Here is a 25,309-nt window from a genome sequence, read left to right as displayed (position 1 = left end):
TAATATGCGGCACGGCCTTCGTTGATTTGTCTCTAGGCTTATTTCAGTTGTTTTTTCCAACGACAGCCAAATCCATCGTTCTTTGCTTGATCGTTTCAGGCTCTACTCTTTGTCTGGCGACACCAGTTTCCATTGCGGCTTTCGCTACAGCAGCGGCGACATGTGGTGCAACCCGGGGATCAAACGGACGTGGAATGACGTAATCCGAGGAAAGTTCCTCCTCTGAAATTAACCCTGCAATGGCCTCAACAGCCGCTTGCTTCATTTCCTCATTAATATGAGTCGCACGCACATCCAAGGCACCCCGGAACAAGCCTGGGAACGCCAGAACGTTGTTTACTTGGTTGGGGAAATCTGAACGGCCTGTCCCGACGACTTTTGCCCCGGCCGCCATTGCTTTTTCCGGCATAATTTCCGGATCTGGATTTGCCATGGCAAAAATGATCGGATCGTCATTCATCGTCGCAATCATCTCTTCTGTCAGCGCACCCGCTACCGACACCCCGATAAAGACATCGGCTCCTTGGATGACATGCGCCAAGTTTCCATCCTGACGGTCGCGGTTTGTAAATTTGGACACTGCTTCCTTCACTTCATTCATGCCTTCAGGGCGTCCTTCATAAATGGCGCCTTTCGAATCACACATAATAATATCGCGCACACCGTAACTATGTAAAAGCTTGATGATGGCAATTCCGGCTGCACCTGCGCCATTGGCAACGATTTTGATTTCAGACATTTTTCGGCCTGTCAATTTCAACGCATTGACAAGTCCGGCTACCGTTACAATAGCAGTTCCATGCTGATCATCATGAAAGACAGGGATCGTCAATTCCTTTTTTAATCTTTCTTCGATTTCAAAACAATTCGGAGCTGCGATATCTTCAAGATTGACACCGCCAAATGTCGGTTCAAGCAATTTAACCGCCTTGACAATATCATCTACATTCGTGCTGTCAAGACATATAGGAAACGCATCAACGCCGGCAAAGCTTTTGAATAAAACTGCTTTTCCTTCCATCACCGGCAAAGCTGCTTCAGGCCCGATATTTCCAAGTCCAAGAACCGCTGTTCCGTCGGAAACAACAGCAACCATATTTCCTTTCATCGTATAATCATAAACCGAACTTGGATTTTCATAAATTTCTTTACAAGGCTCTGCAACACCAGGAGAATAAGCAAGACTTAAATCTTTTGCATTTCTAACCTCAACCTTGGATTTTGACTCCAACTTCCCCTGAAATATTTTATGCATGTGCAATGCTTCTTCTCTTAATGTCAAAAAGGTTCACTCCTTCGTTCCTGCCATACCCGTTTTTTCATTTTTTATATGTCTAAAAGCTTATAAAACAATATAACATATTATGGTCCATTTGAAAAAATTATTTTAACTTGACACATGGCTCTCCAAGCAAAGCCTTCAATTCTTTTAAACAGTTTTCGCTTGGGTTTACCAAATTATTTTTACCCAGCTTAATCGTCTGGCGTTTTTTTTCATAATACAATATGATCCCTGTTTTGCCGGGGTGGTTTTTCAATATTTTCTTTAATTGATTTAATGTCTCCTTTTCATGCAGCGGTTCAATGACTTTAAGATACAACATTTTATGATCCATAATGTCAAGTTCCTCTGCTGATGTCACTTTATTGATCATAAATTGCGGTTGATTGTTTCTTTCTTCGACATGCCCGTCCACCAGGACAACTTCCCCTTGTTGAATAAGCTTCATATGACGTTTGTACACTTCCGGGAAAATCACTGCCTCCATTTCACCTGAAGAATCACTCAATGTCGCAAATGCCATCATGTCGCCTTTCTTTGTCCGGATCGTCTTGACTTTTGCCAAATATACTCCAGCGGCAACATTGCGCCGCCCCGGGGAAAGCTTGATTAAATCGACAGCCCCATTGGACATAAATGCCGCTTTAAAGGTACTAGCGGGGTGGTCTGATAGAAAAATGCCCGTAGCCTTTTTTTCAAAAAACAGCTTGTCTGACAAGCCCATCGGTTCAACTTCCACATACTTTGGCTTGAATTGAAACATGGCTTCATCCACAAATAAATCTTCTGTTTGGGCGTTTCGTGACGGTCTCATCAGTTCGGCATGCTCAATCGCCACATCAAGTGTGGCCAGCAATACAGCGCGATCATGGCCAAATTCATCGAAGCAGCCGGAATAGACAAGAGATTCAAGTATTTTCCGGTTGATCATCCGCGGCGACACCCGGAGGCAAAAATCAAACAAATCTTCAAATGGCCGACTTTTCCGCGCCTGGACAATTTCCTTCAGCGCGGCCGCTCCCAGTCCCTTGATCGCCCCAAGGCTAAACCGGATGCCCTCGTCTTCCGGTTTAAACGGATAATGGCTTTTATTGATTGAAGGCGGCAAAATAGCAATTCCTTTTTGTTTTGCTTCGGCTGCGTACAAAGCGATTTTATCTTCATTTCCAATGACGGATGTTAAAAGAGCAGCCATAAAATGTTTCGGATAATGAGCTTTCAACCAAGATAATTGCCAGGCGATATAGCTGTATGCGACCGCGTGGCTGCGGTTGAATCCATAATTGGCAAAACGAACGATCAAATCATACGTTTCGTTTGCCGTTTTTTCATCATAGCCGTTTTTTCGGGCTCCCGCTACAAAACGATCCCGCTGCTGATCAAGGACATCTTTCTTTTTCTTGCTGACGGCCCGCCTTAAAAGATCAGCCTCGCCAAGAGAAAATCCGGACATCTTGGAAGCGATTTGCATGATCTGTTCCTGGTAGACAATGACACCATATGTGAAATCCAAAATCGGCTCCAAATCCGGATGAGGGTACCGGACCGTTTCCCTCCCGTGCTTACGGGCAATATAGACAGGTATATTTTCCATCGGACCCGGCCTGAACAGCGCATTGACAGCCACGATATCTTCAAATTCAGTCGGCTTTAAATCACGGAGCACTTTTCGCATGCCCCCCGACTCAAGCTGAAAAATGCCTGTTGTATCCCCTCTTTGCAGCAGTTCAAATGTTTTTTCATCCGAAAGCGGTATATCCTCGATTCTCAATTTGACGCCCGTCTCGATTTGAATACTCTTCACAATTTGTTCAAGGAGGGTTAAGTTTCTAAGACCGAGAAAATCCATTTTTAATAGACCGATTTCTTCCAGATCTTCCATCGGAAATTGGGTGATGGGCGTACCGTCAGGCCCTTCTTTAACCGGGATAATATCAACAAGCGGTTGGTCGCTTATGATCATTCCGGCAGCATGGGTCGAAGCGTGCCGCGGCAAGCCTTCAATTTTCAAAGCCGTCTCAAACAGGCGGCGATTCCGGTCAGACTCGTTGACGAATTGGCGCAACTGTTCCGATTCTTCATAGGCCCTTCTTAAAGTTAATCCAAGCCGCCCGGGGACCATACGTGAAAGTTTGTCCAATTCTTTTGAATCAAACCCGAAGGCGCGGGCTGTATCGCGAATTGCGGCTTTTGCGGCAAACGTTCCAAACGTAATAATATGGGCGACATGCTCTTTTCCATATTTTTCGACAACGTATTGAATGACTTGATCCCGCCTAATATCAGGAAAATCAATATCAATGTCCGGAAGTGAAATTCGTTCCGGATTGAGAAACCGTTCAAACAGCAGACCATATTTTAGCGGATCCACTTCGGTAATGCCAAGTGAATAGGCAACGAGAGATCCGGCTGCCGACCCCCGTCCCGGTCCAGTCAAAATACCGTTCTCACGAGCATACTTCATAAAATCCCATACGATTAGAAAATAATCATCAAACCCCATCTCATGAATAACATGAAGCTCATATTCCAGTCTTGAGATGTATTCTTCTTGGTCAACGCGCCGCTCCTTCAATCCCTGAAAAGTCAGCATGCGGAGCATCTCCCTGGACGTTTCACCAGCCGGAACTGGATATCTCGGAAGTAAATGTTGATTTGTTTCAATCATGACATTGCATTTTTCAGCGATATCCGCGGCGTTTTGAAGCGCCTCCGGGAAATCTGAAAATAATTGCTCCAGCTCCGGCCGGCTTTTCAAATCATAAAGCCCTTCTGTCTGGTCAAGCTCCTCTACTGCCATTTGATTTCCATCCCGAATCGCAAGTAAACAATGATAAGCAAACGCATCTTGCTTGTCCAAGTACCGTACATTATTGGCTGCAACCATAGGGATGCCAAGGGACCGGGCCAATGTTGCAAGGGAAGTCATCCTGTCGCGATCTTGTTGTCTGCCGTAATTTTGTAATCCGATATAAAATCGGTTGCCAAATATATGTAAAAACCGGTTCAGGTCTCCATTTTGGTTATCTGCTTCCTGACCGATAAAAACAGCAAATAATCCCTCACTGTATTGTGCAAGCTTTTCCCAAGGAATTATTTCGCTGTGTTGTATTTGAATGAAACTGGAAACCTTCAATAAGTTGGCATATCCGGCATTATTTTCGGCAAGCAGGATCGCTTGCGCCCTTTCTTCCCCATTTCCGGCATGGACGGTCATCCCAATGATCGGTTTGATTTCCGCTTTTATACAAGCTTTGTAAAAAGGAAGCACGCCATACAAAACGTGATGATCCGTCAAAGCAAGGGCTGGATATTGCAGCTGTTTCGCCCTTTTAATAAGGGCGGGTATGGAGATTGTACTGGAAAGCAAGCTGTATGCTGTGGATATATTCAATTGGGGAAAGTTCAACGGATTCACCTCTTTCCTTCTTTGCATATTTTTTAAAAAAAGAATATCAACCCTATTATATACTTTCTTCATATAATGATGTTTTGTCCCATATATGTAATAGTGGAAGCTTTATAAAACTTTGGGGATGATAACCGTGCATGAATCATTTTTCCCGACTTTTTTTTACTGTTATTTTGTCGCGCTAGGCGTGTTGTTGGGTGGTTCATTAATTGGGGGATTGGCGGCTTTTATTACTGGAGAACCCCTTTTGACTGAAATTGCCAATACTGCCGTAAAGGTCCGTATTTGGGCAATTATTGCCGCGATCGGCGGCACATTCGATACTGTATACAGTTTTGAAAAAGGCTTTTTGGAAGGCGGCACAAGAGATTTATTTAAACAATTTCTTTGGATCCTGTCGGCAATGGGCGGAGCCAAAACCGCTTCACTCATCATTTCTTGGCTCACTCAGGAGCATCTTTCATGAGGATACCGCCTTATTACAAGCAGCCGTCTTGGCAACGGTTTTTAGCCGGGGCTGCAGTAGGCGGCTGCATTAGCTGGCTTATATTTTTGTTCATGTTTGGGGCGTTGCAAGAAAGAAACAGCGCCCTCATAGAAAAACAAGCCGTTCAAATTAAGGAACTAAGAGGCTATATTCAAATTTTCCAAGAGGACTATCAAGAATTAAATAAGAAAAACGAAGAAATGCTGACCATTCAAAAAATCGACGTTAAAATTATCGGTTTTGAGCGATACCGCATCACAGACCGACAAAGCATATTTGAAGCAGAAGAAGCGGTCAAAGAAGATTTAAAGTCGCTTATCGCGAAAAATTTGACGGATGTATATAAAAATAAGGAGATTATTAAAAAGACAGTTGAAAATAAGTCTTTCAAAATCAATGGGAAAACATACGAGCTTGAAGTGAAAGAATTATACTTTTATACAACCGTTGCGCTTATTGCAGAAATAAAGCTGGCCGGCTAATCCGTCGGCTCAGCTTTGTCTGCAAACTGCTTTCACATCTTTGATAACTTGCTTTGTTTCTTCCCATGTGTAAACGGATGCTCCTGCCGCCAAAGGATGCCCGCCGCCATCATATTTCATGGCAATCGTATTGATGACAGGCCCCTTGGAACGCAGCCGCAGCCGTATTTGATCCTCTTCTTCTATAAAAAATGCCCATGCCTTGATCCCTTTTACGATACCGAGCGTACTGACCAACAAGGAAGCTTCGGTGGGCTGTACGTTATATTTCTTCAATGTTTCTTTATCAATGGAAACAAACGCCGCCCCGTCGGGATCCATCTCAAAGTGCTCCAATACATACCCTTGCAGTTTGATCATATTGGCAGACAACTCGTACATCTGATCATATAAAAGGGAGCGGTCGAACGAATATTGGATGAGCTCCTTGGCATATTGAAACGTTTTTGCCGTCGTGCTCGGATATAAAAACCGGCCTGTATCTCCAACAATTCCGGCATAAATAAGCCTTGCCGCTTCGTCGGTCATCTTTAAACCCTGCTCTTGAAATGTATCATACAACTCATAAATCATTTCACTTGCGGAAGAGGCTTCCGTATCAATCCATAAAAGATCCCCGTACGGATCTTCATTCGGATGATGATCTATTTTTATCAGCATTTCGCCGTCTTTATACCTGGCATCACATACCCGTTCCTGATTGGCTGTATCACAAACGATGACAAGCGCCCCTTCATATACATCATCGTCAATAACATCCGGCTTACGCAAATAATCGAGTGACGGATCATGCCGACCCACAGCGTAAACTTCTTTTTCAGGGAAAGATGCCGCCAGAATTTCCGCCAATCCGCCTTGAGAGCCGTAAGCGTCGGGATCCGGCCGAACGTGCCGGTGGATAATAATCTTTTGATACCGTTTAATCGCTTCGAATATTTGCTCTTTCATATGTAACTCCTTTCGCTCTTGCGGAGCCTGTTCACATTTTTATTAAAACTTCATTGATGCACCCAGTGGCATTTCCTTAAAAATGACGTTACAATGGTGTGGATATGAACGCTGATTTTTTGGAGGTTACAAAATTGCCATTTCTTGTTTTTTTTATCGTTCTTTCGTTCTCATTTTATCTTTATTATAAAATAAAGTATGTAAGGAGCCGCCGCCCCATGGAAAGAAAATTGTTGAGTGGTAAATCAAGCATGGCACTTGGCTTGTTTGTTGCCTTGTTTGGAATCAATCAACTTTTCCTTTTCAATACAACCGTAACATATATCGTAGCCACCGTCTTCATTATCATTGGCGGTTTAAGTACTTGGGCAGGATTTAGAAGCTATCGGCATCACGTTCCTTATGCCCAAGAAGAAGCCCGGCAGTTGGAACAGAAAAAAAGCTGATGATAAAGCCGCTTGGAAGGCGGCTTTTTTTCGTTCAAACAGCTTCAACGGCCAGGACTTCCCAGACGCATAGCCAGCCGTTTTGCGCTTATCTGAATAAAAAAGGAAATAACGCCAGTCCCCCGTCGCGTTTTAACTACTTAAACAAACTTTTATTTATCAATGAGACGGCACATCATCAATGCTTTTCCAACAATCTCGCCATTATTATATACCTCAACATCCACTTTTCCGTATTTGCGTCCGGATTCCAATATTTTGGGAATGATTTCGATCATGCTATCCATTTGCACTGGCTTCAGGAAATAAATAGTCATACTCTCTACAGCGAGCTCTCCCTTTTTCTTCAGCCGGAAAAAACGGTTGGCCGATTCTGCCACGATGGAAGTAAATACGCCGTTTGAGATTGTCCCAAGCTGGCTCGTCATTTGCGGCGTCACTTCAAATTGAAATGTCGTCTCCCCGCCTTGCTTGCCGCTGGACAACTGCTTCGATACTGTATCATCCAGCGTCTCGCCAACTTGCGGCTGTCTTTGAATCATTTGAAGCGCCTTCAAGACGTCTTGGCGGCTAATAATCCCCACCAATTTTTGTTGGTTATCGACAACGGGCAGAACTTCGATTGCTTCCCAAATCATCATATGGGCAACCGAAGCGACACTCGTTTTTTGCGAGGCGGTGATGGGATTCTTCGTCATTACCTTTTCGATCCCCAAATTGGGATCCTGGCCAATCACATCTTTTCCTGTAACCATGCCTTGCACTCTTCCATTTGCGTCAACGACAGGAAACCGGCTATGATCTGTTTTCTCTTTCAGAGCGTACCAATCTGCCACTTTTTCTGTTGTTGACATGCTTATCGTTTTTTCAAGCGGAATAAAAATATCTTCCACAAGAACGATTTCCTTTTTGATCAGTTGATCATAAATGGCCCTGTTAATCATTGTGGCCACCGTAAACGTATCGTAGCTTGTTGATATAATGGGGAGTTCCAATTGGTTGGCAAGCTGTTTTACGTGATCCTCCGTATCAAAACCGCCCGTAATCAAAACCGCCGCTCCCGCCTTCAAAGCGTACTCATGCGCCTTCGTTCGATTTCCGACAATCAGCAAGTTGCCAGGGCCCGTATATCTCATCATCGCATCAAGTTTCATTGCCCCGATGACAAATTTATTAAGTGTTTTATGAAGGCCCGCCTTTCCACCTAGCACTTGTCCATCTATAATATTGACGACTTCCGCAAAGGTGAGCTTTTCTATATTCTCTTTTTTCTTGCGCTCGATCCGAATCGTGCCGACCCGTTCGATTGTACTGACATATCCCCTGTTTTCTGCATCTTTGATCGCTCTATACGCAGTCCCTTCACTAACGTTTAACACTTTTGCAATTTGACGGACGGAGATTTTTTCGCCAACGGGAAGGCCATCGATATGACGGATAATTTGTTCATGCTTCGTCGACAAGCTTTTCACCCTTTTCCTGAAACGTACAGTTATTTATTATTCCATTATATCGGGAAAAGCCTGCTACATCAAACTTATGTTGTCCCTTTTGGCCGTATTCGTCTGCCCTCGGTATCTTTATGCATCGTTTTCACCTGATGTTTCTTCAGGGATTTTTTATTAAAAAATAGCAGCGCTGCTAAATTCCCGGCAAAAACGAGAAGAGCAAAAGCAATCCACGAAAGTGAAAAAATACCTTCTAGTCCCTGGGCATGTACATTCAGTCTTGGCAAAGCAATATAAATAAGGGCACAGCAAAGCAACAAGCACAGCAAGTATCGGTTTTTCATGTAAAATCCCCCTCCATACAATATTTCTACTAATGTATGCAGGGGGATATGCTTATAGTTCGATAGAATCGCCCGGATTCATTACTTTCCCGTTTAGTCCTTCCTTCAGCATCCCGATAAATTGTTCAGGATCTTGCTTAATGGGCGGAAACGTATTGTAGTGGATCGGTACAACCGTTTTTGCCTGCAAGAATTCTGCTGCCAGTGCCGCATCCTCCGGCCCCATTGTAAAATTGTCGCCGATCGGCAAGAAAGCCAGGTCGATGGGATGACGTTCACCGATTAACTTCATATCTGAAAACAGCGCTGTATCGCCTGCATGATAAATTGTTTTGCCTTCAGCCATGAAGAGCACACCTGCGGGCATTCCCAAATAAATGATTTGTTGATCTTCCGTAAAAATAGCTGAGCCGTGAAAAGCCTGGGTAAATTTAATTTTTCCAAAATCAAATTCGCGGGATCCGCCGATATGCATAGGATGCGTTTGCACCCCTTGCCATCCGATATATGTAGCAAGTTCATTTGGTGCCACAACGAGGGAATTGCACCGCTTGGCCATCTCGATCGTATCCCCGACGTGATCAGCATGCCCATGGGTTAAAATAATCACATCGGGATTTTCATTTTCTGCCTTTAAATCAGTAAGTTCATTGCCTGTAATAAATGGGTCGATCAATATTGTTTTGCCGTTCGTTTCCATTTTGACAACCGAATGTCCATGATAAGATACTTTCATCATGCAGCAACCTCCTTGTTTTTAAAAAATCCTCAACATAAAATCATTCTAGACCATTCATTGTCTTCCTGCCAAATAATCCATTTCCCTTTTATGCAACCGCTTAAAATGGTAATCTTTAGGTAACCGGATGAAAAGGGAGTGGTTTGTCCATGAGTGGAAAACTTACAAAATTGATGGAATGGTTGCGCCAGGAACGAATTGATGCTGCTTTTATCACTTCGCCGGACAATGTTTTTTATATTACAGGCTTTAGATGTGAACCTCATGAACGACTCCTTGCCCTCATCGTTTTTCAAGAGAAAGAGCCTATCCTTGTCTGTCCGGGAATGGAGACGGAAGAGGCGAGACGGGCCGGATGGAATGAAGAAATTATCGGATACAGCGACACGGACAATCCTTGGGACTTGATTCAAAAACGCATGAGTGCCCGTCTGGACAAGATCCGCTTATGGGCGATCGAAAAAGACCATTTGAATATTACAAAGTTTGAACAGCTTCGGAAATTGTATCAGGATGCTTCATTTCTCCCTGCCGAACCTTTTCTTAATGAGTTGCGCCTCATCAAAGACAGTAAAGAAATTGAGCTATTGGAACAGGCATGCGAACTCGTTGATTTTGCAGTAAAAGTTGGCGTGAATGAAATAGCCGAAGGAAGAACAGAGGTTGACCTCATCGCAACAATCGAATATGAAATAACGAAAAAAGGAGCCGGGATGGCCTTTTCTCCACTCGTTCTTGCCGGGGCAAACACCGCTTCTCCACATGGCGTACCGGGAGATACGAAAATACGAAAAGGAGATTTTGTTCTATTTGATCTGGGCGTCTCTTTTAATGGATATTGTTCAGATATTACAAGAACCATTGCCTTTGGCGAAGTTAGCGATGAACAGAAAAAAATATACGAAACGGTTCTGAAAGCACAGGAAACAGCCGTGCAACTTACAAAACCGGGAGTACCGGCAAAAGAACTGGACATTGCAGCCCGCAATATTATTTCTGAGGCGGGATACGGCCATTATTTCACCCACCGGCTGGGACACGGCCTTGGCATCGGCGTCCATGAATATCCGTCGGTGCACGAACGAAATGATATGCCTTTAAAAACAGGGATGGTTTTTACAATCGAACCGGGAATTTATATACCCGGCTTTACCGGAGTCCGGATTGAGGATGACGTGCTCGTGACAGAAAACGGCGTCCGGGTCATGACAACATATCCCAAAACGTTGCAAATAGTAGAATAATTGAAAGGCAGAGCAACCGCCGTGGCAGACTAAGCCCAGATTTCGTAGAGTAGAGTTTCAGATGACAAGCGGGGATTTACATTGTGCGCGATTTTTTGATTTTCGCGGGGATTTTCTCCTATACGCGGGTAAGTTGCTCCTATACGCGGGTAAGCTGCTCCTATACGCGGGTATTTTTCTCTATGCGTCTCTATGCGCGGGTAAGTTGCCCCCATACGCGGGTAAGCTGCTCCCTTGCGCGGGTACTCCTGTTGATCCACCGGGATTTTCGCCGTTACCGCCCTATTTAGTCCGCAGTAGTGGCACGAGGTTGCTTTCGCTCGCCTCATGGTGAAACAAGAAAGCGAGTCTTCTAAAAAAAACGCCCGGAAGAACCCGGGCGATTGTTATTAGTATTATAGCAATTCTTTTGCGTCAACAAACTCGTATCCAAGGTCATCTGCGACAGCTTTGAATGTCACTTTTCCGTCTAGGACGTTGATTCCTTTTGATAGAGGTTCGTTATCTAAGCAAGCTTGTTTGTAGCCTTTGTTGGCGATTTGCAGTGCAAATGGCACTGTTACGTTCGTCAAAGCCATCGTGGATGTTTGCGGAACAGCACCAGGCATGTTGGCAACAGCATAGTGAACAACACCGTGTTTTTCATATGTTGGGTTGTCATGAGTTGTTACTCTGTCGCTTGTCGCGAAAATACCGCCTTGGTCAATGGCAATGTCCACAAGAACAGAGCCCGGAGACATGGATTTCACCATTTCTTCGGAAACCAGTTTAGGGGCTTTTGCTCCAGGAATAAGAACTGCGCCAATCACCAAGTCAGAATCTTTCACGGCATTGGCAATGTTGAATGGATTGGACATTAATGTTTTAACGTCGTTTCCAAAAATATCATCAAGCTGGCGTAAACGGTCTACGCTTAAGTCGATGATCGTTACGTCGGCTCCAAGGCCTACTGCCATTTTTGCAGCGTTCGTACCAGCCTGGCCGCCGCCAATGACCGTGACTTTCCCACGTTCAACACCCGGTACACCTGCTAAAAGCTTTCCTTTTCCTCCATAAGTTTTGGATAGGAATTGCGCACCGATTTGAGTAGCCATCCTTCCTGCAACCTCACTCATTGGAGATAGCAACGGAAGTGAGCGGTTTGGAAGCTGTACAGTTTCGTACGCAATGGCAACCACTTTGCTTTCTATAAGCGCCTTCGTCAATGCAGGTTCTGCAGCAAGATGCAAGTATGTGAAAAGGATCAATCCTTCGCGGAAGTAACCGAACTCTTCCTCAAGAGGCTCCTTCACTTTCATGACCATTTCCGCATCCCATGCTTCTTTGGCGCTATTTACGATTTTTGCACCAGCTTGTACATATTCTTCGTCAGTGAAGCTTGATCCAAGCCCCGCCCCTGTTTCGATATGTACTTCATGTCCTGCTTGGGTTAATGTATAAGCACCGGCAGGTGTCATGGCTACGCGATTCTCATTACTTTTAATTTCCTTTGGCACACCAATAATCATCATATTTCCTCCTAACTGTTCTTACTAGCCACAATTTGAATATATCACTTTCATTCTATAAACGAAAGCTTTCCCGAAAAACATTTTTATTTTTTTCGTGAACAAACGGGGATGCTTTGAAACATCCCCGCTCCATTTGCGCTTAATGGTCAATTTTTATTTTGATGAAAAACTTCTTTTAGGGTTGAAATAATGAAATCGACATCTTCATCTGTACAGGAAAGTGGTGGAGATAATGTTAAAATATTGTTATAGTCCGCTACCGTGTCTCCGTTTTTACCAATAATGAGTCCTTTATCTCTGCATTCGGACATGATTTTCGCAACCCGCTCATTTTTTGCTGGTTCCTTCGTTTCTTTATCCTCCACCATTTCTATCCCCATCAGAAACCCCATACCCCGAATGTCACCGACATAAGGGTGATCCTTCAATACAGCCAGCTCGTTTTTTAAGCGCTCTCCCAATTCTGAAGAACGGGCTACGAGATTTTCTCTTTCCATAATCTCCAAGTTTTTCAACGCCAATGCACAAGCCGCGGGATTTCCGCCAAATGTATTGACATGGCGGAAATGGCTGTTTTCTTCACTTTTCTTGAATATTTCGTAAATGTCCTTTCTGACCGCTGTGACTGAAAGAGGCAAATAGGCACTTGTCAGACCTTTTGCCATGGAAATCATATCGGGCTTTATATTGAAATGCATATGGCCAAACATTTTACCTGTTCTTCCAAAGCCGCAAATCACCTCGTCAATGATGAGAAGAACCCCATATTTCCCGCAAATTTCCTGGACTCTTTCCATATAAACCGGATGTGGGATAATGACTCCGCCGCCGGTGATGAGCGGTTCCATAATAATGCCGGCAATCGTTTCCTTTTGTTCCCAAATGATTTTCTTCTCAAATTCCCGGGCTTTTTGAATATTGAATTCTTCCACTGACATTCCTGCCGGCCTTCTATAACTGTCCGGCGGCGCCACATGCAAAAAGCCGGGCACGAGCGGTTCATACTTATACTTTCTCAAAGCCTGCCCTGTTGCAGACAGCGCTCCCATTGAACTTCCGTGATAGGCGCGATACCGGGAAATAAATTTGTAACGGGAAGGCTCCCCATTTTGTTGATGGTATTGTCTTGCAATCTTAAAAGCAACCTCGTTTGCGTCCGAACCGCTATTCGAGTAAAAAATCATATAATCGTCATCCAGGTATTCATTTAATTTTTCAGCAAGGTCAATTGCCGGCTGGTGACTTTGCGTCATCGGTGTATACGTCATTTTAATCATTTGGTCATAGGCCGCTTTGGCAAGCTCTTCTCTTCCGTATCCGACATTGACACACCACAACCCCGACATGCCGTCCAACACTTTGTTCCCCTTATGATCAATCATCCAAGCCCCTTTTGCTTCAGTAAAAATTGTCGGGGGACTGGTTTCCTTATAAGGAGAAATATGATGCCAAACATGTTTGCGATCTTTTTCAATCAATGAATCTGTTTGGGTTGTTGACATATGAAACCCCTTTCTTGTTCAAGGCCAGAAGCATCCCGCATAAATTGCGGGATGGCCGAACGATTATTTTCGTATTCTATTTTTCTACCGTCCGATAACAAACAAGATGCGAACACCAGGACTAGAAAAAAATGCAGCGCCTGATAGAAAGCGTGATGCGTGAGCTTTGGCTTCATTTCAGAGGAGTTCTCCCTTCCTCCATGTGGCAGCCTGATCCAAAGCTCTGACCTTGGTAAATTGGTCCACCTACACATTTTCATCCGGCAATTTCCCAGACTAGGCGCCGCATCCCATTTTCCCAGATCAATAGGCGTGTCTCTGTGTCACCATTTTCTTGCGCGTGTAAAATTCGATGCCATCACGGCCGTTGGCATGCAAGTCACCGTAGAAAGATTTTTTGTAGCCCGAGAATGGGAAAAATGCCATCGGGGCAGGCACGCCCAAGTTAATCCCAAGCATCCCCGAGTCGATTTCTTCTCTGAATTTGCGAATCGCTTTCGCGCTGTCCGTAAACAAGCAAGCTCCATTTGCGAATTCGGACTTGTTTGCAAACTCAATCGCTTCATCCAAATTCTTCACACGTACAACTGATAAGACCGGAGCAAAAATTTCTTCCTTCCAAATTTTCATGTCTTGTGTCACATTTTCAAAAATGGTTGGTCCTACGAAGTAGCCGCCTTTTGCTAAAGATTCATCTTTCCGGCCATCACGCACAAGCTTGGCCCCTTCTTCAATCCCGGATTTGATGTAGCCGAGTGTTTTCTCTTTATGGGAATCGCGGATGACCGGACCGAGGAACACGTCTTCTTGAAGCCCGTCTCCCATTTTGATACTGTCGGCTTTTTCCACAAGCTTTTGAACCAATTCATCTGCGATTTCTTCAACAGCTACTACGACGGAGCAGGCCATGCACCGTTCACCCGCTGATCCGAAGGCAGCATTAAAAATGTTTGTTGCGGCGGATTCTAAATCGGCATCCGGAAGGACGATCGTATGGTTTTTCGCTCCGGCAAGCGCCTGAACCCTCTTTCCGTGGGCGGTTCCCGTTTTATACACATATTCAGCAACCGGTTGTGAACCTACAAAAGAGACAGCCGGAACATCAGGATGGCTTAACATCCCGTTTACGACATCGTGGGCGCCGTGAACAATGTTGAATACCCCTTTTGGAATCCCTGCTTCCTGAAGCAATTCCGCCAAACGATTGGCAAGAAGCGGCGTTCTTTCTGACGGTTTTAGCACAAACGTGTTGCCGCACGCAATCGCGAGCGGGAACATCCAGCAAGGAACCATCATCGGAAAGTTGAACGGCGTAATACCGCCTATGACGCCCAAAGGATAGCGGTACATTCCCGATTCGATATTTGTAGCGATGTCAGGAAGCTGCATCCCCATCATCAAGGAAGGTGCTCCGGCCGCAAACTCGACACACTCTATCCCTCTTTGAACCTCACCATACGCCTCGTTGAAATTTTTTCCATTCTCAACCGTAATGAGCCGCGCCAACTCGTCCCACTCATCGACAAGCAGCTGGTGGTATTTGAATAAAACTCTGGCGCGCTGGGGAACAGGTGTTTGTTTCCAAGTTTTATAGGCTTCTTTAGCAGCCTTGACCGCCTCATCCAAATCCTCTTTTGTTGAGATCGGAACTTTGGCAAGCAGTTCCCCGGTGGCGGGGTTCGGTACATCTTCATACTTTTCAGTCTTAGATTTTACCCATTGTCCATTTATGAAATTTGCAAGCGTTTTCGTATTTTCTGCAACTGTACTCAATTTTTCTCCTCCTTATCTTTACCATATTAATGGTTGACTCAAATTTATATTCCCTTCATAATCAATTTTACAAATAAATCTTAGGCAATACATTATACAAAGTGTAAAATCATCGCGCGATTCATTTTACATATTGGAGGCCAACGATATGATGAACGAATTTACGTTAAAAGTGGGAGACATTCTTTCAAGGGAACATTTTCACCATGCAAAAGTTTTAGCTGGTTCAGAGGGACTGAATCGGATTATTCGCTGGGTCCATGTATTGGAAGTTGTCGATTTCGAGTCGCTCATTCACGGCGGCGAATTGATTCTGACAACAGGCGTCGGTCTTCAAACAGATTTTCTTACCCAGCTTACATTTGTACGGAAATTGATTCAATCAAATGCTGCCGGTATTTGTATTGAAAAAGGACCCTACTTTCAGGAAATTCACGAAGATATATTGCAACTGGCCAACAAACATCACTTTCCCATTATCTTGTTTGAAGAGACTGTAAAATTTGTAGACATTACGCAAGACCTTCACAGTTTAATCATCAACAGACATCATGACCTTTTAAAATACCTCGATACGTCTTCCCGAAAGTTTATTGAGCTGTCAATGTCATCCAATGGAATCCAGAAAATTTTGCAAGAGCTCTATCAATATTTCCATCACACGGTTATGTTTTTACCGGCTGAAGGCAGGAACTTTTATTTTCCCGCAGACCAAAAGGAACTTCTTGACATAGCAGTACAATATGTCGAAATGGAGAGAAATGACATTCGGCAACAACAGATCATCAACATTGAACATGAGCGCTTCGTCGTCATGCCGGTCAAAGGCCTTGGACACACATGGGGATGCCTTTTCCTCCATACCGCAAGTTCCGCACCGGAAGAATTTCATTATCTCATTCTTGACCGGGCTGCCCTTTCAATTGCGCAAATCATGTTAAGAAATCGAACGATTGAGGAAAGAAAGCAGCATTCAGAAGATAAGTTCGTACGAAATATTTTACAAGGACGCGAGTTTGATATAAACGAAATGCACACCCATCTGCCCTTCATCCATATGGACATGTGCTACCGGGTATTTGTCCTTCAATTTCAGCCACACGATCAAGAAATCAGCGAAGAAGAATGGGAAGACATTAACTTGCAAAGGGCAATGCTTATACGCACCCTTTTTAAAAGACATGGATTTCTCCCCTCTGTATCAGCTACAAGAGATGAAATTGCCGTGATTGCAGCGATTACAGTTGAAGAAAAAGAAAAGGCAGTGGAACATTTAAAAAGAATTATCCACTATATCGACGAAAATAATGAGAAAAAAGGTTTGTTCGGAAAAACATTCACCATCGGAATTGGCCGGGAATATACCCGTATTAAGCAATTAACAAAAAGCTACAAAGAAGCAAAAGAAGTGATCGGCATTCAGGCAAACATCCATTTATATGATGAAATGGGCGTTTACAGGCTATTTCTTCCTTTAAAAAATACCGGCGAACTGGAAGCATATGTATTGGATTATCTAGGTCCCATACTGGAATACGACCGAACAACAGAAAGCGGACTTTTCCAAACCTTAAAAGTATATCTGGAGTGTGGCGGGGCAAAAAAGGAAGCTGCCGAAAAACTGTTTATCGTCAGACAAACCCTCTATCATCGGCTTGCAAAAATCGAGCAGTTGTTGGGCGCAGACTTCGTGAATCCGGATAAAAGAATTGCAATCGAAACAGCTCTGAAAGCGTACGACTTGATAAAAGCTGTCAATTAATGTGGGCTGGGACTGCCTTCTCTTTGACAGTCGCCTTATAATGAAGTTTCACTTTATCCGGCATGTAAGGTGGTGTGAGAGGGGCGAAAAGTTATTTAGCTTTTCCCTCTACTCGATTATGCTTAGAACTCCTTGCGTTTGTAAATTTGAAGCGTCACAAAGTATGAAATGATGAAAAGAAACAAGTTAATCAATAAAAAGCTTGAAGAAAAAAGTAGATCGTGGTTTGTGTTTGGACTAAGTGGCGCACCAAAATTTTCTAAAATCCCTTTATATATCCATTCACTCAAGAAAAATAATCCTATAGCTGCAAGTACACCCATCATCAGAATCATATCAGATTTCTCTGTACCGTAATGATAGGTTAAAGGATAAGTAACAAAACCTATAATCAGTGCTAATCCAACCCCATTCATTATTGAATAAACGGCTGTTGTTGTTTGATTTTGTCCCATTATTAGATCTGTTAAAACAAATAATACAAAAGTCAAAATAATCCCTGAAAGCATGATTAGTGAATAGAAAATATAATGACTTTGTACAACTTGACTTCTTTTGATTGGTAATGCTAACACAAATTTATTCCAACCAGATGAGGATTCGTGTTTTAAAGCTTCAAAAGCTGGAGTGATCATAAATAAGATAGGCAACCATGTGGCGAAAGACAACATCATCTCATTATTACTTATTATGAGAAGGCAGACTATAACAACACTTATAAACACGTAATTTCTAAGACTCTTTTCAACTGTAAAATATTGATTCAAAAATAGTCCTCTCATTTTTATAATCATTCCTTTCGCTTCGCTCAAGGCACAACACCGCATGAAAATGAAGATTATGCCTTTTATCTTTCGTTTTTAAAGTAGTAACCTATTTTTGAAGGAGCCTATATACACTACAAATCACGGGGAGGTGAATAAGTGCATGGTTTCACTACATGACCTCGCATTTTTATATGTGTAGCTTGGCTTTTCAAGAACAACTAACTGTGACATAGAGCACGTAAACTTATCTTTGCATAAGCGTCTCGTTTATAAAAAGCCTTGCAGTCCATCTATAGTTCTTCTTCAATCAAATGGATAGGAGGTAGCTAGCATGCTAAAAATCGTTTATCCGAATTGCTGCGGAATTGACGTTCACAAGACCTTTGTTGTTGCTGTCATCGCAATTACGGATGATCAAGGGTTTACTCAATATTGCGATTGCCCACCGTTTGCTAGTGGCAATTTATCATGTCCTTTTCAATAAAGAGCCTTATAATGCGGATTTATATCATGTGACTAGCTATATTTCTCCAGATAAGGAGCTTTTTATTGAAGAGGCCATACAATTTGCAAAAAGTCACGGTTTTAAGATAGCGTATTTTTTTGCAATTTTTTTTATTTCGTATTGTCTTTTTTAAGAACTCTAAGGCTAACTCCTACAACTAATGAATTTCAAACTTTCTCACCTCGCATTAAAAGTAGAGTGATTTCATCTATAGAGAAAGATTCTTTCTTTATTAGATGTCTTACTTTTTCACGATCAGAAACCAGAACATCTGTATCATCTCCGTTTTGTTTATAAGCTACTACCAAGTCCTGATTAATTTCTTTAAATTCATGCTCGTTGCACGTAAGAATTGCATAGTTTTTTAAAAGTTCATCTTTTTGAATCTTTAATAGTATTTTTCCGCCCTTTATAAAAATGAGATTATTTGCGATTTTTTCGATATCACTTGTTATGTGAGAGGAAAGGAGAATCCCTCGATCTTGATCTTGAACAAAATCCTGTAATACATCTAGCAATTCATCTCTTCCCGTTGGATCTAGTCCTGCCGTAGCCTCATCCAAGATTAATAACTTTGCGTTGTGAGACAAAGCAATCGCAACTGATAGCTTCATTGACATCCCTCTTGAAAAGTCCTTAACCTTCTTTTTTAGAGGTAAAGAGAACATTTTTACGTAATAATCAAATTGATCATCATTCCAGTTTTTATAAATACCTCTAAAAACTTTTTTTAAGTTTAGGATGGTTAAGTCTCCAGGTAACTTCATGTCATCAAATACAACACCGATATCATTCTTTAGGTCTGGATCTTTTGGGTCTATTTCTTCACCGAAAATATGAATAGTCCCACTGTCTTTATATAAAGTTCCTAGTATTGAACTCATTGTTGTTGATTTACCAGCTCCGTTTTCTCCAATAAATCCGACGATATCACCATAATTAATTGAAAAAGAAACATCATCTAAAGCAAAATCAGAATCGGCATAGCTTTTCCTTAAATTACTTACTTCTAAGATAACGGCCAATATAAATCCTCCTCATGATTACTTGATTTAAGAGATACCGTCTATTTAGCTTCTCGCTGTATAAAACATTATATCTTCCAATGATGCTGGCTGTCCATTAACTTTCTTACCATCCCTGGTTGATCAACAAGACCTTCAAAACCCGTTAATGTTTCTCGAGTTTGGATAAAGTATTTACGCAGGTCTTTATTTAATAAATCTGTGGCACCTTTAACAATAGTAACGCTCTTTAAGCACCTCCTTACTATCATCAAAGATAATTTTGCCGTTTTGAATATACACGAGATAATCAGCAATTTGTTCTAAATTGATCCAGAATCCTGATATATTATATTCATACTCAACGAGAAGATCTGATCTTGTTAAAGTATCCATAGATGAACAACTTTAATAAATCTTTTCTCTCATAAGGTTGTTGTCCAGGATTGTGTTTTTTATATTCTTTAATTCCCATATCGACCAAGCAGAGTGATTCTACGAAAGCATCAATTGCTCGAACAGGGTTTTCCTTATCAATCATTTCATCTAAACACAGTAATTGAAAACTTATTTGATCTCTTGAAAAACCGTGAACATTGCCCATTCTAAAGAATCTCCTCTGCTTATAAGTTACCTATATTATACCTTTTTTTGGTTTTATTTGTTAGACAGTCTGATGTAAGGTGCCGTAAGCCTCCCACATCAAAATCTTGAGTGAATACAAAAGGTCTAAGTGTGAGAAACGGCACCTAAATGCCCGATTGGTTCAACTAACATTCAGTAGGAGATGCAAGAAAACGCCTACTGAATGAAGGTTCACTTTATTGTTCGTTTTTTCATCAGCTGATTTAGTTGTGTGCCAGCCCCTAAAACATGATCTTGGTCTGTGCTGCCAATGTTAGTATATTGCATTCTTTTGATACAAAATGTCACCGTCAAGCATCGTCATTTCCACGGAAATGTGTTTCATGTCTTCCTTATTTGTTTGCAGAAGGCTGCGATCCAATACAACAAGATCAGCCAGTTTTCCCTCTTCAATACTACCTTTGAGATGTTCCTCAAAGCTTGCATATGCTCCATTATACGTATATGCCCTGACAGCGTTCATCACATCGACAGCCTGGCCCGGACCAGCCGCCTGTCCTGATTGGGTCATCCGATTTACCGCAGCATGTATTCCAAGAAACGGATTACAATCGGCGACCGGCGCATCAGACGCAAAGGCTGCCGGAATAGATTTATCCACATAATCTTTTGCCGGATACATGACATGTACTCGCTCTCCATAATGATGCATATACGATTCTCCATTCATATATATAAAAACGGGGTTGGGGATCGGAATAATGTTCAGCTGTTTCATCCGTTCTTGCAGGTCGGTTGCAGCAATCCCCGCATGCTCAATCCGATGGCGGTGGTCAGCGCGCGGGCACCGCTCAAGGGCCTGCTCAATACAATCAATCACCATTTCAATCGCCTTGTCTCCTTGGGCGTGGGCCGTAATTTGAAACCCTTTTTCATGGGCTTCCCCCAATATCCGGTTCAGTTTCTCCTGTTCAATATATTGAATCCCGTAATCATTTGGATCACTCGTGTAAGGTTTGCGGGTAGCAATGGTCGGACCGGTGCTGCTTCCATCAGTAAACAATTTAGCAGGACCGATTTTAAATTTCTCATCCCCGAGTCCCGTCACAACCCCTGCGCGGAGCATCGTTTGAATAAATTCTTCAGAATTGGTCAAGGAACCGACCATGGCATACACTCTTACTTTAATATCGCCGGATCTGACTCCTTTTTGCATCATCCTTATAATGTCCGGGCCACATCCATATCCTCCGGCATCATGTACACTTGTGATTCCGGCTTTGACGAACGTATCCGAAGCCAGCTTATGTGCGCTTTCCAACTCGTGATCGGTAAAAGATGCTGTATGGAAAAGTTCCATATGAGCATTTTCAATCAATTTTCCGGTTAATCGTCCATCTGAATCCCGTTCCCTGATCCCGCCTTCGGGATCGGGCGTTGCTTCATTGATTCCGGCCAACTCCAACGCTTTGCTATTGACGATGGAGAAATGATTGCAAAATCGGGTAATCACGATGGGATGATCAAGCGAAATGGCATCCAATTCTCCCCTTGTCGGAAATCGTTTCTCGGTGATGTTCTGTTCATTGAATCCCCAAACTCTCACCCATTCCCCTCTTGTTGTTTCGTTCGCCTTTTTCTTTATATCTGTAAAGATATCATGCAAAGATTGAACATGGGGAGCCGTACAATTTACCCCCAATAAGTTTAAACCGTAAACCGTTAAATGCAGATGAGCGTCTATGAATCCGGGCAGAAGCGATTTTCCTTCCAAATCAATGACAGTTGTATGATGGCCTATAAAAGACGTTATCTCGTCGTTCGTACCAACGGCCACAATTTTGTTTCCTTTTACAGCAACTGCCTCACTTACATCATTGTCGGCATTGACAGTCACCACCTCGCCATTCTTAAAAACGATATCCGCCTTCATTTCATCCATTCTTTGTAACATCTTTTTAAGCAGCATTGATATAATCATCCACTTCCTTATGATTTTGAGGCTTTGTCATATAGCTGATAACGATTGTGATCACAATATTCGCCATTAGTCCCAATATACCTGCATGAATCTCAAAAGGCGTTGAAGTTGCCACAAGCTGGAAGTAAAAATTGAAGACCGTCCCTACTATTAACCCGGCGATTACCCCGGGTACAGTAGCCCTTTTCCAATAAAGCGCGCTATATATCGCGGGAGCAAACTGGACAATCGCCCCATAGGCGCCAATCAGAAGGGCGACTAACCCCTGTCCGCCAAAAATGGTAATGAGATAAGCAAGAGCACCAATTACAAATACGCCAATCCGCATGATCAGTAAAACGGTTCTATCGGATAGATTGGTCCATATGTTGCGAACAATGCCATCCGTTGTTTCCAGTGACGCACTATGGGTAATGGCATCAGCCGAAGACATCGCTGCCGCAAGCGCTCCCGCTCCAACGAGGCCATATATCCACCCAGGAAGATTCATAACAGTCGTGATCAAAAACGGAAATATTTGATCGGCACTTTCAAGATTCTGCTGATCCACGACCCCTTTTGCCGCAAAGCCGACGAGTATAAGTGGCACCAAAAATAATGCAAATAGTGGATAAACCAACACAGTCTTTTTAATCGTGTTCGGGGTGGAAGCATAAGATTTCGAAAATAAATGCGGCCACATCAGAAACCCGATCACTGATACGAGAATGGTCGTTGTGAAGGGAATGGCCCCCATATGGGATCCTTCTTTTCCAATCTGCAAAAAGGCTGGTTGCTCCTGAATAATGCCGTTAAACATTTCGCCTACGCTTCCATGAAGTTGAAAGACGATTGCCAAGCCAACAACCCAGGAAATGACAATCATGAGAAAGCCTTGAAAGACGTCCGACCATGCCGCCGCCCGCAATCCACCTGTTGCTACATAAATAACCACGATGCCATATGATACAAGAGCCCCCAGCCAAAAAGGCATCCTTCCTTCTGTCATCATGTTGAAAATATGGGCCATTCCCGTTAACTGTGTCGCCAAATATTGAATGCAGGCCAGAAATGTAATCAGTCCGACAATCACCGCCAGCGCCTTGCTTTGAAATCGTATTTTTAAAAATTCCGAAACGGTATAAATTGTATATTTCTGGCCGATTTTTCGAACCTTTGGACCGACAATATACCATGGTAAAATGGCAAAGGCTGAATAAATAACGATATAATATGCTGGTGCTCCCCTCTCATATGCCCACCCGGGCAAACCTAAAAAAGCAAATGCGCTAAAAATGGCCCCACCCATCAAAAACCACATGACAATCAGGCCAAGTTTGCCGCCAGCGACCGCAAACTCATCCAAAGATCCATGATCTCTTCCCTTCCCCGCAAGAATCCCGATAATAAGAGCTGTCACAAGATAGCCGGTCATAATAAATAACGCAATTTGCCAATGGGGCATTACATTTCCTCCTCTTCGTCTTTATTTGGATCGACATCATATAAAAAAGCAACCGCGATAAAAGTGACGGCAACCCATAACAAAACCCAAAAGAAGGAAAATGGCATCCCTAAAATGATTGGTGTTGCCTTGTTCCCGATTTCATACAATGGAAAGATCAAAAATAGGAACGGGATAACGCAAGCAATGGAAAAAATGAGGTTGAACTTTTTTGTACTCATGTATTTTCGCCTGCCTTTTTTTCCGCTATTTGCAGCATTGTCTTAAACAATAACTCGGCCCCAAGGGAAATATCTTCGGGGAAAGAGTATTCTTTCGGATTGTGACTGACCCCGTCTTTGGAACGGACAAAGATCATTCCATAGTCACACACTGTAGACATGGCAAGGGCATCGTGGAACGGCCCGCTCATGAGCTCTGGCGGGTTTAACCCCATGTCCTCGCTTTCTTCCCGCATGATCTGTTTGATCCAATCAGCACAATACCGCAGCTCACTTCGGGTATCTTCGCTAATGTCATATGTTAACTGATGTTTTTTCGCCGATTCCTTGATGACTTCTACTAATCTTGTTTCTATGGCATTTCTCCGCTCTTCATCAATGTCCCGCAAGTCGATCGTAAAGGACACTTTTTCAGGAATAATATTTCGGGAATCCGGGAAAACGCGCAAGCTGCCAACTGTACCGACCGTCGAAGCCTCAGGATCTTCACTTGCCAAATCGTTCAAAGCTGTAATAATTTTGGCAGCCCCGGCAAGAGCATCCTGGCGTATTCCCATCGAGACGGAGCCGGAATCGCCTGCAAATCCGTTCAATTCCACCGTCAACCAAAGCGGACCGGAAATGCCCGATACGATTCCGATCGGCTCTCCTTTCGATTCAAGCACGGGCCCCTGTTCAATGTGAAATTCAAGGAAAGCATGGATTTGATCATGCCGATATTCACATTCAGGAAATTTTCCAGGATCGCATCCGAATTCGATTAGCGCATCTCTTCTCGTCATTCCTTCCTTATCCTGCCTGTCAAGCTCTCCATCTTCCAAAAGGCCAAGAATACCACTCGACCCAAACAATCCTTTATGAAAACGGTTTCCCTCTTCATCGGAAAAAGCGCCCACTTCCATTGACATGACCGGAACAACATTATTTTCGATCATGGTTTGAAGCGCTTCAAGGGCGCCTAAAACACCCACGGTCCCATCAAACCTGCCGGCATATGGCTGTGTATCAATATGGGAACCGACCATCAAAACGGGCAAATCAGAATGTGCGCCACCAAGACGTCCAATCAGAATTCCAAAATGGTCGATTCTCGTTTTGAGTCCGATTTCTTCCATCCACCTCTTCACAAGTAGCACTGCTTCCTTATCTTCCGGAGAATGTGCCAGCCTTCGTACTCCCGTTTTCCCTATTTGTCCGATTTTTGCAAGTTCCATTATACGACTGTATAATCGTTCGCCATTAATGGTAAAAAACGACATCCCGTCCCCTCCTTAAAGCTATTTTTGATATGTTATAAACAATTCACTATACTTTCAAATTATCTCAATTTATCAAATATTATGTGAGGTTTTTACTTCTTATCGTTTGAAATTTTGAATGATCAGTAATCATCATCCGTATACATGTATAAAACCAAAATGA

At 43.0% G+C, this 25,309-nt stretch carries 22 protein-coding genes; 6 read left to right on the top strand and 16 right to left on the bottom strand.

The features are described 5' to 3' along the window. Positions 1–43 precede the first annotated feature (43 nt). Positions 44–1,282 carry a malic enzyme-like NAD(P)-binding protein gene (locus tag NST31_RS17315; protein WP_077110086.1) on the bottom strand — a complete coding sequence of 413 codons (1,239 nt, stop codon included), beginning with the start codon at positions 1,280–1,282 and terminating at the stop codon, positions 44–46. 100 nt (positions 1,283–1,382) lie between these two features. Then, positions 1,383–4,691, bottom strand: a complete 3,309-nt coding sequence (gene dnaE / locus NST31_RS17310; RefSeq protein WP_339165601.1) for a DNA polymerase III subunit alpha — start codon at positions 4,689–4,691, stop codon at positions 1,383–1,385. A gap of 136 nt (positions 4,692–4,827) precedes the next feature. Between dnaE and NST31_RS17305 the strand changes: the two genes are divergently transcribed. Together NST31_RS17305 and ytrI are read left to right on the top strand one after the other, a co-directional pair. Further along, positions 4,828–5,160: a YtrH family sporulation protein gene (locus tag NST31_RS17305; RefSeq protein ID WP_321189654.1), complete on the top strand. Its 333-nt coding sequence runs from the start codon at positions 4,828–4,830 to the stop codon at positions 5,158–5,160. After that, complete coding sequence (ytrI, locus tag NST31_RS17300; RefSeq protein WP_077110085.1) at positions 5,157–5,663, top strand: sporulation membrane protein YtrI; 507 nt, start codon at positions 5,157–5,159, stop codon at positions 5,661–5,663. The genes NST31_RS17305 and ytrI overlap by 4 nt, the downstream gene beginning before the upstream one ends. A gap of 9 nt (positions 5,664–5,672) precedes the next feature. Here ytrI and NST31_RS17295 read toward each other — a convergent pair whose 3' ends face one another. After that, positions 5,673–6,611: a bifunctional oligoribonuclease/PAP phosphatase NrnA gene (locus tag NST31_RS17295; RefSeq protein ID WP_077110084.1), complete on the bottom strand. Its 939-nt coding sequence runs from the start codon at positions 6,609–6,611 to the stop codon at positions 5,673–5,675. Positions 6,612–6,745: 134 nt separating this feature from the next. Between NST31_RS17295 and NST31_RS17290 the strand changes: the two genes are divergently transcribed. Continuing rightward, positions 6,746–7,057, top strand: a complete 312-nt coding sequence (locus NST31_RS17290; RefSeq protein ID WP_077110083.1) for a YtpI family protein — start codon at positions 6,746–6,748, stop codon at positions 7,055–7,057. Between the two features lie 152 nt (positions 7,058–7,209). On the opposite strand, the gene NST31_RS17285 is transcribed toward NST31_RS17290, so the two are convergent. The 3 genes from NST31_RS17285 to NST31_RS17275 all read right to left on the bottom strand — a co-directional run bounded on the left by NST31_RS17285 (position 7,210) and on the right by NST31_RS17275 (position 9,585). Next, a complete protein-coding gene (locus NST31_RS17285) occupies positions 7,210–8,520 on the bottom strand; it encodes a CBS domain-containing protein (RefSeq protein ID WP_077110082.1) in 1,311 nt (436 codons plus the stop codon). A gap of 74 nt (positions 8,521–8,594) precedes the next feature. Continuing rightward, the gene (locus NST31_RS17280; protein WP_205179045.1) at positions 8,595–8,849 is read right to left on the bottom strand and encodes a hypothetical protein; all 255 of its coding nucleotides are present in this window, start codon (positions 8,847–8,849) and stop codon (positions 8,595–8,597) included. Positions 8,850–8,901: 52 nt separating this feature from the next. Beyond that, positions 8,902–9,585, bottom strand: a complete 684-nt coding sequence (locus tag NST31_RS17275; RefSeq protein WP_205179048.1) for a metal-dependent hydrolase — start codon at positions 9,583–9,585, stop codon at positions 8,902–8,904. Positions 9,586–9,737: 152 nt separating this feature from the next. Between NST31_RS17275 and NST31_RS17270 the strand changes: the two genes are divergently transcribed. Continuing rightward, entirely contained in the window at positions 9,738–10,832 is a 1,095-nt protein-coding gene (locus tag NST31_RS17270; protein WP_339162211.1) for a Xaa-Pro peptidase family protein, read from the top strand. Between the two features lie 395 nt (positions 10,833–11,227). On the opposite strand, the gene ald is transcribed toward NST31_RS17270, so the two are convergent. The 3 genes from ald to NST31_RS17255 all read right to left on the bottom strand — a co-directional run bounded on the left by ald (position 11,228) and on the right by NST31_RS17255 (position 15,618). Continuing rightward, positions 11,228–12,340, bottom strand: coding sequence for an alanine dehydrogenase (ald, locus tag NST31_RS17265; protein ID WP_339165599.1), 1,113 nt, complete (start codon positions 12,338–12,340; stop codon positions 11,228–11,230). Positions 12,341–12,489: 149 nt separating this feature from the next. Next, complete coding sequence (locus tag NST31_RS17260) at positions 12,490–13,845, bottom strand: aspartate aminotransferase family protein (protein ID WP_339162209.1); 1,356 nt, start codon at positions 13,843–13,845, stop codon at positions 12,490–12,492. Positions 13,846–14,148: 303 nt separating this feature from the next. Then, a complete protein-coding gene (locus tag NST31_RS17255) occupies positions 14,149–15,618 on the bottom strand; it encodes a CoA-acylating methylmalonate-semialdehyde dehydrogenase (protein WP_205179270.1) in 1,470 nt (489 codons plus the stop codon). Between the two features lie 148 nt (positions 15,619–15,766). Between NST31_RS17255 and NST31_RS17250 the strand changes: the two genes are divergently transcribed. Further along, positions 15,767–17,380 carry a PucR family transcriptional regulator ligand-binding domain-containing protein gene (locus tag NST31_RS17250; protein WP_339162205.1) on the top strand — a complete coding sequence of 538 codons (1,614 nt, stop codon included), beginning with the start codon at positions 15,767–15,769 and terminating at the stop codon, positions 17,378–17,380. 122 nt (positions 17,381–17,502) lie between these two features. On the opposite strand, the gene NST31_RS17245 is transcribed toward NST31_RS17250, so the two are convergent. Continuing rightward, the gene (locus NST31_RS17245) at positions 17,503–18,192 is read right to left on the bottom strand and encodes an ABC-2 transporter permease (protein WP_236017056.1); all 690 of its coding nucleotides are present in this window, start codon (positions 18,190–18,192) and stop codon (positions 17,503–17,505) included. A 286-nt stretch (positions 18,193–18,478) separates the two neighbouring features. Between NST31_RS17245 and NST31_RS17240 the strand changes: the two genes are divergently transcribed. Further along, complete coding sequence (locus NST31_RS17240; protein WP_339162202.1) at positions 18,479–18,631, top strand: hypothetical protein; 153 nt, start codon at positions 18,479–18,481, stop codon at positions 18,629–18,631. A gap of 188 nt (positions 18,632–18,819) precedes the next feature. Here the strand turns inward: NST31_RS17240 and NST31_RS17235 are convergent, their stop codons facing one another. The 6 genes from NST31_RS17235 to NST31_RS17210 form a co-directional block, all read right to left on the bottom strand. Next, the gene (locus NST31_RS17235) at positions 18,820–19,677 is read right to left on the bottom strand and encodes an ABC transporter ATP-binding protein (RefSeq protein ID WP_077112956.1); all 858 of its coding nucleotides are present in this window, start codon (positions 19,675–19,677) and stop codon (positions 18,820–18,822) included. Between the two features lie 340 nt (positions 19,678–20,017). Then, positions 20,018–20,260 carry a hypothetical protein gene (locus tag NST31_RS17230; RefSeq protein WP_339162200.1) on the bottom strand — a complete coding sequence of 81 codons (243 nt, stop codon included), beginning with the start codon at positions 20,258–20,260 and terminating at the stop codon, positions 20,018–20,020. Between the two features lie 294 nt (positions 20,261–20,554). Further along, the gene (locus NST31_RS17225; protein WP_339165598.1) at positions 20,555–22,174 is read right to left on the bottom strand and encodes an amidohydrolase; all 1,620 of its coding nucleotides are present in this window, start codon (positions 22,172–22,174) and stop codon (positions 20,555–20,557) included. A gap of 25 nt (positions 22,175–22,199) precedes the next feature. Then, on the bottom strand, positions 22,200–23,666 hold the full coding sequence (locus NST31_RS17220; protein WP_339162197.1) for a sodium:solute symporter family protein: 1,467 nt from the start codon (positions 23,664–23,666) through the stop codon (positions 22,200–22,202). Further along, a complete protein-coding gene (locus NST31_RS17215; protein ID WP_077110855.1) occupies positions 23,666–23,887 on the bottom strand; it encodes a DUF3311 domain-containing protein in 222 nt (73 codons plus the stop codon). The genes NST31_RS17220 and NST31_RS17215 overlap by 1 nt, the downstream gene beginning before the upstream one ends. Beyond that, entirely contained in the window at positions 23,884–25,146 is a 1,263-nt protein-coding gene (locus NST31_RS17210) for a M20 family metallo-hydrolase (protein ID WP_339162194.1), read from the bottom strand. Before NST31_RS17210 ends, NST31_RS17215 begins: the two co-directional genes overlap by 4 nt. Positions 25,147–25,309 lie beyond the last annotated feature (163 nt).

Source organism: Siminovitchia sp. FSL W7-1587, assembly GCF_037963795.1.
Classification (GTDB): domain Bacteria; phylum Bacillota; class Bacilli; order Bacillales; family Bacillaceae_C; genus Siminovitchia; species Siminovitchia thermophila.
This window is presented reverse-complemented; position numbering and strand designations above follow the sequence as displayed.

Bases quoted from the DNA above. Each gene is read 5' to 3' on its own strand.
- NST31_RS17210 (WP_339162194.1), bottom strand. From the start codon at position 25,146: ATGTCGTTTTTTACCATTAATGGCGAACGATTATACAGTCGTATAATG.
- NST31_RS17280 (WP_205179045.1), bottom strand. From the start codon at position 8,849: ATGAAAAACCGATACTTGCTGTGCTTGTTGCTTTGCTGTGCCCTTATT.
- NST31_RS17240 (WP_339162202.1), top strand. From the start codon at position 18,479: ATGCTAAAAATCGTTTATCCGAATTGCTGCGGAATTGACGTTCACAAG.
- NST31_RS17275 (WP_205179048.1), bottom strand. From the start codon at position 9,585: ATGAAAGTATCTTATCATGGACATTCGGTTGTCAAAATGGAAACGAAC.
- NST31_RS17215 (WP_077110855.1), bottom strand. From the start codon at position 23,887: ATGAGTACAAAAAAGTTCAACCTCATTTTTTCCATTGCTTGCGTTATC.
- NST31_RS17270 (WP_339162211.1), top strand. From the start codon at position 9,738: ATGAGTGGAAAACTTACAAAATTGATGGAATGGTTGCGCCAGGAACGA.
- NST31_RS17225 (WP_339165598.1), bottom strand. From the start codon at position 22,174: ATGAAGGCGGATATCGTTTTTAAGAATGGCGAGGTGGTGACTGTCAAT.
- NST31_RS17250 (WP_339162205.1), top strand. From the start codon at position 15,767: ATGATGAACGAATTTACGTTAAAAGTGGGAGACATTCTTTCAAGGGAA.
- NST31_RS17295 (WP_077110084.1), bottom strand. From the start codon at position 6,611: ATGAAAGAGCAAATATTCGAAGCGATTAAACGGTATCAAAAGATTATT.
- NST31_RS17230 (WP_339162200.1), bottom strand. From the start codon at position 20,260: ATGGGCAATGTTCACGGTTTTTCAAGAGATCAAATAAGTTTTCAATTA.
- ald (WP_339165599.1), bottom strand. From the start codon at position 12,340: ATGATTATTGGTGTGCCAAAGGAAATTAAAAGTAATGAGAATCGCGTA.
- NST31_RS17260 (WP_339162209.1), bottom strand. From the start codon at position 13,845: ATGTCAACAACCCAAACAGATTCATTGATTGAAAAAGATCGCAAACAT.
- NST31_RS17220 (WP_339162197.1), bottom strand. From the start codon at position 23,666: ATGCCCCATTGGCAAATTGCGTTATTTATTATGACCGGCTATCTTGTG.
- ytrI (WP_077110085.1), top strand. From the start codon at position 5,157: ATGAGGATACCGCCTTATTACAAGCAGCCGTCTTGGCAACGGTTTTTA.